The 8,059-nt window shown below is 69.4% G+C and carries 7 protein-coding genes; 3 read left to right on the forward strand and 4 right to left on the reverse strand.

Features of this window, described 5'->3' with window-relative positions:
* The first annotated feature begins 13 nt into the window (after positions 1-13).
* The 3 genes from JHD82_RS15570 to JHD82_RS15580 all read left to right on the forward strand — a co-directional run bounded on the left by JHD82_RS15570 (position 14) and on the right by JHD82_RS15580 (position 4,297).
* Complete coding sequence (locus JHD82_RS15570; RefSeq protein WP_012204473.1) at positions 14-2,218, forward strand: 3-hydroxybutyrate oligomer hydrolase family protein; 2,205 nt, start codon at positions 14-16, stop codon at positions 2,216-2,218.
* A gap of 65 nt (positions 2,219-2,283) precedes the next feature.
* Positions 2,284-3,192: an alpha/beta fold hydrolase gene (locus tag JHD82_RS15575; RefSeq protein WP_199137313.1), complete on the forward strand. Its 909-nt coding sequence runs from the start codon at positions 2,284-2,286 to the stop codon at positions 3,190-3,192.
* Between the two features lie 109 nt (positions 3,193-3,301).
* Positions 3,302-4,297, forward strand: a complete 996-nt coding sequence (locus JHD82_RS15580) for a rhodanese-like domain-containing protein (RefSeq protein WP_012204475.1) — start codon at positions 3,302-3,304, stop codon at positions 4,295-4,297.
* 24 nt (positions 4,298-4,321) lie between these two features.
* On the opposite strand, the gene JHD82_RS15585 is transcribed toward JHD82_RS15580, so the two are convergent.
* From JHD82_RS15585 to hemH, 4 genes are all read right to left on the reverse strand, one after another.
* On the reverse strand, positions 4,322-4,495 hold the full coding sequence (locus tag JHD82_RS15585) for a hypothetical protein (protein ID WP_199137315.1): 174 nt from the start codon (positions 4,493-4,495) through the stop codon (positions 4,322-4,324).
* 11 nt (positions 4,496-4,506) lie between these two features.
* Positions 4,507-5,604: a YeeE/YedE thiosulfate transporter family protein gene (locus tag JHD82_RS15590; protein WP_199137317.1), complete on the reverse strand. Its 1,098-nt coding sequence runs from the start codon at positions 5,602-5,604 to the stop codon at positions 4,507-4,509.
* Between the two features lie 93 nt (positions 5,605-5,697).
* On the reverse strand, positions 5,698-6,672 hold the full coding sequence (locus JHD82_RS15595) for a sulfurtransferase (RefSeq protein WP_199137319.1): 975 nt from the start codon (positions 6,670-6,672) through the stop codon (positions 5,698-5,700).
* Between the two features lie 146 nt (positions 6,673-6,818).
* On the reverse strand, positions 6,819-7,916 hold the full coding sequence (gene hemH / locus JHD82_RS15600; protein ID WP_071954862.1) for a ferrochelatase: 1,098 nt from the start codon (positions 7,914-7,916) through the stop codon (positions 6,819-6,821).
* Between the last annotated feature and the right edge of the window lie 143 nt (positions 7,917-8,059).

Raw genomic sequence — 8,059 nt, forward strand, 5'->3', positions numbered from 1 at the left:
CAAGGAGATGGGCATGTTGAAGCGTGAAGAGATGGTGTCGTCGATTCCTGCAACCCCCTGGCGCTGGGCCTTCACGGCGCTGGCGGCGGCCGCGCTGGCAGCCTGCGGCAGCGGCGAGCATGAACCCAGCAACGATCTGCCCAAGGGCTTTACCGAACTGGGCGCCACGGTGTATCCGGCCACGGCCACCGGCACGGGTGCCACGGCAGCCACGCAGGACTTGCTGACGGGCGGCCTGGGCAAGACGGGCCTGGGTGCCGCAGCCGCGCCCCTGTATGCGGACCCTGCCAATCCCACGGCGGCAGAGCTGCGGCGCAATGCGCTGTACTCCAACTACCGGGGCATCCTGGACCCCACGGCGGGCGGCGGCTACGGCACGCTGTACGGCCCCAACATCACGGCAGACGGGCAGGTGACCACGGGCGAAGGGCTGATCCCCGGGCGCGAGTACCTGGCCGTGCTGGACGACGGCACGGGCCGCAAGCAGACCATGGTGGCCGTGCAGGTGCCGGACAGCTTTGACCGCAACCGGCCCTGCATCGTGCTGGGCCCGTCCTCTGGCTCGCGCGGCGTGTATGGCGCCATCGGCACGGCGGGCGAGTGGGGCCTGAAGAAGGGCTGCGCCGTGGCGCTGACCGATGCGGGCAAGGGCGTGGGCCTGCACAACCTGAGCGACGACACCGTCAACAAGCTGGACGGCACGCGCGCCACGCGCACGGATGCCGGCAGCCTGTCCTTCTTTGCCGCGCGGCTGACCGATGCGGCGCGCGCCGCCTACAACGCTGCGTTTCCCAACCGCATTGCCATCAAGCACGCGCACTCCCAGCAGAACCCTGAAAAGGACTGGGGCAACGACACGCTGGCCGCGGCCCGCTATGCGCTGTACGTGCTCAATGCCCGCTATGGCACCACGCAGGACCCCGTGCCCTTCGGCAAGGACAACACGCTGGTGCTGGCAGGCTCGGCCTCCAACGGCGGCGCGGCCGTGCTGCGCGCGGCCGAGCTGGATGCGGACGGCCTGATCGACGGCGTGGTGGCCTCCGAACCCGTGACCGAGATGCCCACGCGCCAGGGCTACACCATTGCCGTGGGCAATGCGACCATGCCCAACCCGGGCCGCCCGCTGGCCGAGTACACCACCTACGGCAACATCTACCAGCCCTGCGCGGCGCTGGCCCCCGATGCGGCGCTGACCGAGACATCCATCTTCAACTACATAGGCCTCACGGCCATGACGGCGCGGGCCGAGGCACGCTGCAACAGCCTGGCCGCCAAGGGCCTGGTCATTGGCAGCACCACGGCCGACCGCGCCGCCAATGCGCTGAGCAAGCTGCGCCTGTACGGCTGGACGCGCGACCATGACGCCATGCACAACGCCCACTACGCGCTGGGCAACGGCCCCATCCTGTCGGCCATGTACACCATGGCCTATGGCCGGTTTGGCGTGGATGCCAACCTGTGCCGCACCAGCTTTGCGGCCGCCAATGCCACGGGCGACGTGGTGCCCGCCACGGGGGCTGCGCTGGCGCAGAGCTTTGCCACGGCCAATGGCACGGCCAACGGCACGCCCGCCACGGTGGTCTACAACGACTCGGTGGGCGGGGCCAAGGCCTGGCAGTTTGCCGTGTCGCCCTCCACGCGCGTGGCCGACCTGGGCCTGGACAACGCGCTGTGCCAGCACGCGCTGGTGACGGGCTTCGATCCGGTGACCGGCTTCAATCTCTCCGAAAGCAGCGTGCCCACGCGTGCCCAGAGCGACGCCGTGCGCGCCGGCATCAACGAGGTGCTGCACACCGCCAAGCTGCGCGGCAAGCCCACCATCATCGTGGCGGGCCGCAGCGATGCGCTGGTGCCGGTCAACCACAATGCGCGCGCCTACACGGTGCTCAACCGGGGGCTGGACGGCAGCAACACGCGGCTGCGCTATATCGAGGTGGTGAATGCCCAGCACTTCGATGCCTTCCTGCCGTTCTCCGGCTTCGACACGCGCTTCGTGCCGCTGCATCCGTACTTCAACCAGGCCATGGATGCCGTGTGGGCCAACCTGCGCAGCAGCACCGCGCTGCCCGCCAGCCAGGTGGTGCGCACCACGCCGCGCGGCGGCCAGCCGGGCGCGGCGCCCGCCATCACGGCGGCCCAGGTGCCGCCCTTCGTGGCGCGGCCCAGCACGGCCAACACCATCGAGGTCAGCGACGGGCTGATCCGCATTCCTGAGTGAGCCAGGCCCTGGAGCGGCCGGCGGCCACGGCGGCCGGCCGCTCCTGCACAGCAGAGATTTCTCCCATGGCTTCCAAAGCATCTTCCTCATCCGCGCCCGTACCCGCTTCCTGCTACACGCAATGCGCGGGCTACGAGATCCACTACATGGACTGGCAGCCCGCACCCGATGTGGCGCCAGCGGGCACCGTCGTCGCCTGGCACGGGCTGGCACGTACGGGGCGTGATATGGATGCACTGGCCCAGTTCCTGGCAGACCAGGGCTGGCGCGTGATCTGCCCCGACACGCCGGGCCGGGGCCTGAGCCAGTGGAGCCGCGCGCCGCGCGAGGAGTACCGGCTGGGCTTCTACGCCCGCATTGCGCGCGGGCTGTTCGATGCGCTGGGGCTGGAGCGCGCGCACTGGGTGGGCACGTCCATGGGCGGGGCGATCGGCACGGTCTGCGCCTCGGGCCTGTTCGAGCCGTCGCTGCGCGCACGCATTGCCACGCTGGTGCTCAATGACAATGCGCCGCAGCTGGCCGAGTCGGCGCTGGCGCGCATCAAGGCCTATGCGGGCGAGCCGCCGGCCTTCGACACCGTGGGCGAGCTGGAGGCCTTCTTTCGCCAGGCCTACCGGCCCTATGGCTGGCTCAGCGACTCCGAGTGGCGCAAGCTCACCGAGACCAGCGTGCGCCGCCTGCCCGATGGCCGCGTCACGCCGCACTACGACCCGGCCATGATCGAGCAGTTCACGGCCCATGACGACGACTACGGCATCTGGCCGCACTACGACGCACTGGAGATCCCCGTGCTGCTGCTGCGCGGCGTGGACTCGGACCTGGTGCTGCCCGAGGTGGCCCGGGAAATGACCACGCGCGGCCCCGGCGCGCGCGGCCTGCTGCACTGGCAGGAGGTGCCCGGCTGCGGCCATGCGCCGGCGCTGAACGTGCCCGCGCACTGGCAATGGGTGCTGGAGCATCTGCAGCGCGGCTGAGCATCAACCCGGGCCGGGCGCGGATGTTGCTGCCGCGCTAGCATTTGCGACGGGTGCAGCCTCGCCTTCTTTTCGGGCGCGGGCACCGTCTGGGCAAGAGAGGCCTGACATGGGTTTTCTGGTGGAGCTGATCCGCGAGTACGGCTTCGGCATCGTCTTTCTCAATGTGTTCGTCGAGCAGCTGGGTGCGCCGATTCCGGCCTACCCGGTGCTGGTCGTGACCGGCGCGCTGGAAGGCGCCGACTGGGTGCGCCTGCTGTGGCTGGTGGCCGTGGCCGTGAGCGCGGCGCTGATTGCCGACCTGTTCTGGTACCAGGCCGGCAAGGCCTACGGCCACCGGGTGCTGGGGCGCATCTGCCGCATCTCGCTGTCGCCCGATGCCTGCATCCGCCAGACCGAGACCGTCTACGGCCGCTGGGGCGCAAGGTCGCTGCTGGTGGCCAAGTTCGTGCCGGGTTTCGCCTCCATCGCCAGCGCGCTGGCTGGCGTCATGGGCACGCCGCTGCGCAGCTTCGTGCTGTATGACGGGCTGGGCGCGCTGATCTGGGTGGGCTCGGCCGTTTACCTGGGCTCGCTGTTCAGCTCCACGGTGGAAGACCTGCTGGGCGTGCTTACGGCGCTGGGCCAGTGGGGCCTGCTGCTGCTGGGCGTGGCGCTGGGGCTGTTCATCGTGCGCAAGTGGTGGCAGCGCCATCGCATGGTGCGTTCATTGCGCATGCCGCGCATGTCGGTGCGCGAACTGGCGGGCCTGCATGCCCAGGGCATGGAGCCCACGGTGATCGATGTGCGCGCTCTGCCGCAGTACCGCCAGGGCCATATCCCCGGCGCCCAGTCCTGGGAGCTGCGCCCGCGCGATGGCGGCGAGTCGCATGCGCACCTGCTGCCCCAGCACGACCATCCCCACGGGCTGGTGATCTACTGCGACTGCCCCAACGAGATATCCGCCGCCCGCCTGGCGCGCCAGCTGCAGCGCGCCGGCTTTGCCAACGTGCGCCCGCTGGTGGGCGGCCTCAAGGCCTGGCAGGCGGCTGGCTTCGACGTGGAAACCGCGCCGCTGCCCGTGACGGCCAGCGCGGACGAGGGGCCGGCGCCCAGCGTGCCCTGACCTTGGCCTTGACCTTGCCTTGACCTATTTGCCCGCCGGCATCGAGCAGTGCCCGCCTTGCGTGGCCTTGCCCGAGCCGGCCGCGATCATCGGCGCCTCGAAGCGCAGGTCCACGGGCGGCGAGTGCAGGTGGTCCCAGGCCAGGAAGAGGACGAGCACGGCCCAGAAGACCGCGCGCAGGGTGTTTTGCTGTGTCATGGCGGGTCCTGTCAGAAATTGAAGTGGCGGCGGATGCGCAGGCCGAAGATGGTGCCGGCAAAGGCCAGCGGCACCCAGATCCAGCCGTGGATGCTGCCCGTGGAGATGCCCGAGAGCATGGCGCCCACGTTGCAGCCGAAGGCCAGGCGCGAGCTGTAGCCCAGCACCAGGCCGGCCACCAGGGCCACCATCCATTGCGTGCCCGTGAGCGGCTTGGCATTGACAGGCTTGGCGGCAGCCACCCACAGGGCGCCGCCCAGGATGCCGATGTTGGTGATGCTGGTCACGTCCAGCAGCACGGTCTCGTGCAGGCGCGCGGCGTTGCCGGGCTGGCTCCAGAACCAGTTGGCGGCCAGGTCCACGGCGCCCGTGGCGTTGGCGATCTTGGCTGCCCACAGGCCGAAGCCGTAGACCACGCCCCAGGGCTGGCCCGCAATGATGAGGTTGAGCGTGGCCAGCACGGCCAGCAGCACGGCGCCCACCACCCACTTGCGCACGAACAGCGGCTTGGCCGGGCGCTTGAGTGCCACGTTGGCGCCACGCACATACCAGGCCACGCCCAGCGCGACCACGGCCAGCGCCGCCAGCGTGGCCAGCAGGGCAGGGGCCCAGCCCCAGGCCGTGACCAGGCCCACGGGCTGGGTGTTGCCCAGGTCCAGCCACCAGCCCAGGTGCAGGCTGCCCAGGAAGCTGCCGATGGCGAACACGGGCAGGATGGCCGCATTCATGGGAATGCCCATGCCGGCCTTGTACAGGGTGCCGCTGCCGCAGCCGTCTGCAATCTGCATGCACAGGCCGAAGACGAAGGCGCCCACCAGAAGGCTGATGCTGGGCGGGCCCAGGGCGGCCGTGAGTTCGGGATAGTGGCCCAGCAGCGGCATGGCCAGCGCGGCGGCCAGCGCCAGCAGCAGCAACTGGCCGAAGACGCCGCTGGCGTCCTTGTCCTCGATCAGCATGCGCCAGCCCGTGGTGAAGCCGAAGCGCTTGCCGGCCAGCACCGCGCCCAGGCCCAGGCCCACGGCGAACAGCGCGGCCTGGCGCACCGAGACGCTCCACAGCAGCCAGCCAAAGAAAACGGCCAGGATGGCCGCAAGAGGAAGTCGTTTCATATGATTTTTCTCCATGCAGTCGCCCTCCCCCGCGAAGCGGGTAGAGAGGCGCCGTGCCACGGGGGGAAGGCGCGCAAGCGCCTCAGGGGGTGTTTACTTGAACTTTTTTTCCCACCACTGCTTGGCGTCGTAGGCCAGGGATTCGGCGCGGCCGGGCTGGTTGGCCATGGGCGGTGCATCGGCCTGCTGCGTCCAGTCCACCATGGAGCCCGCATACAGCTTGACGCCCGGCAGGCCCGCGACTTCGGACAGGCCGAACCAGTCGGTGGCCGCCCAGTGGCCGGTGTTGCAGAAGGCCACCATGTCCTGGCCCTGCTCGCGCTTGACCTTGGCCGCGATCTGCTTGGCCGTGGCGGTATCGACAAAGGTGGAGGTGCCGGGCACGAACCACTGGTTGAAGTCCAGCTGCTGCGCGCCGGGCAGGGTGCCCGAGAGCTTGGCGGCAGGCGCGCGCATCTTGCCCTGGTAGAAGGCATCAGGGCGCGAGTCCACCAGGGCCGCGTTGCTGAGCTTGACGTGCTGGCCCACGTCTTCGCGCGTGGCGATCAGGCTGGTGTCGAGCTGGGGCTGGTAGCTGCTGCGGGCGACTTTGACGGCCTCGTTGTCCTGCGGGAGCTTTTGCTCGTTCCAGGCCTTCATGCCGCCGTTGAGCACGGACAGCTCCTTGAGGCCCAGGAGCTTGAGCGTCCAGTACACGCGCGCTGCCGCGCCGAAGTCGGTGGCGTCCGCGCCCGACGAGACCACGATGGCGTGGGTGGCGGGCGTCAGCCCCAGGGACTGCACGAGTTCGGTGAGCTTGGGCAGCTCGGGCAGTTCACCGGGGTTGGTGGCGGGGCCGCGCCATTTGCCGTAGGGGGCGTTGAGCGCGCCTGGGATATGGCGCTCGCCATAGGCCTTGGGGTCGCGGATGTCGATGATGCGCACGGCGTCCTGGCCGGCGGCGGCCTGCACGCCGGCAGGGGTGAGCAGGGGTTCGGCGGCCTGGGCCGTGCCGAAGGCGGTGCAGGCGAGGCCCAGCGCCAGCAGCGGGGCCGCCAGGCGCAGAGCGGGGGAAAAGGTCTTGGTCATGATGGCTGGGGCCGGTCATGGAAGACCGGCGGAACAAGCAACTGGAGTGCAATTGTCCCGCTTGCAGCATCTATATACAAAGACGCTTATGCATTCTGCTCATGAGGCAGGGTTATATGGCGCGGCGCAGAAGATGCAGAACGGCCTCAGCGCTGTGCACCCACGGCCTTGGCGCGCTCCAGGCTGGCGTCGAGTTCGGCTTGCGGCGCCTTCTGCGTGGGCCAGCCCTGCATATGCTGCTGGGCGATGCGGCTCAGCGCCGTGATCCAGGGCGCGCTGTCGTTGAGGCAGGCAATGAACTCGAACTGCTCGCCACCGGCATGCATGAAGGCCTCGCGCGCTTCCTGGCTGATTTCCTCCAGCGTTTCCAGGCAGTCGCTGGTGAAGCCGGGGCAGACCACGTCCACCCGTTTGGTGCCGCTGCGTGCCAGCTCGATCAGCGAGGGCTCGGTGTAGGGTTCCAGCCACTTGGCCTTGCCAAAGCGCGACTGGAAGGTCACCAGGTATTGCGAGGGCGACAGGCCCAGGCGCTCGGCCAGCAGGCGCGCGGTCTTGCGCGATTCGCAGTGGTAGGGGTCGCCCAGGTGCAGCGTGCGCTCGGGCACGCCATGAAAGCTCATGACCAGTTTCTCGCCACGGCCGTTGCTGCGCCAGTGGGCCTCGATGCGCTGGGCCAGCGCGTCGATGTAGGAAGCGTCGTCGTGGTAGCGGTTGACGAAGCGCAGCTCGGGAATATGGCGCTGGGTGCGGGCCCAGTCGTAGACCGCGTCGAACACGCTGGCCGTGGTCGTGCCGGAGTACTGCGGGTACAGCGGCAGGATGAGGATGCGCGTGGCGCCTTCGGCCTTGAGGGCATCGAGCACGCTGGGGATGGAGGGGTTGCCGTAGCGCATGGCATGGCGCACCAGCACGTTGTGCCCGGCCTCGCCCAGCCAGCCGCGCAGCAGCAGGGCCTGGCGCGCGCTCCAGTGCTGCAGGGGGGAGCCGTCCTTCTCATGCCAGACGGTGGCGTACTTGGCCGCCGACTTGGCCGGCCGCGTGCGCAGGATGATGCCGTGCAGGATGGGCAGCCAGGCAATCCTGGGGATCTCGACCACGCGGTCGTCGCCCAGGAACTGCGCCAGGTAGCGGCGCACGGCCGGGGCCGTGGGCGCATCGGGCGTTCCAAGGTTGCACAGCAGCACGGCGGTGCGCTGGGGTTGGTCGTGGCGGAATGGAGGTTCTGGCGCGAAGCGGGAAGGCATGGGGCCGATTGTGGCAGGACGGAGCCGCCTGCCACACGAGTCGGATGACCCGGCTGCTGCCGGCAACGGCTGCCTTCGCTATGCTCGAACCATGTCCCAAGCCACCATCGCCCCCCTCGCCGAATCCTCTCTTGCCCTTGCAT

Source organism: Delftia sp. ASV31 (assembly GCF_016428765.1).
GTDB classification, from domain to species: Bacteria; Pseudomonadota; Gammaproteobacteria; order Burkholderiales; family Burkholderiaceae_C; genus Comamonas; species Comamonas acidovorans.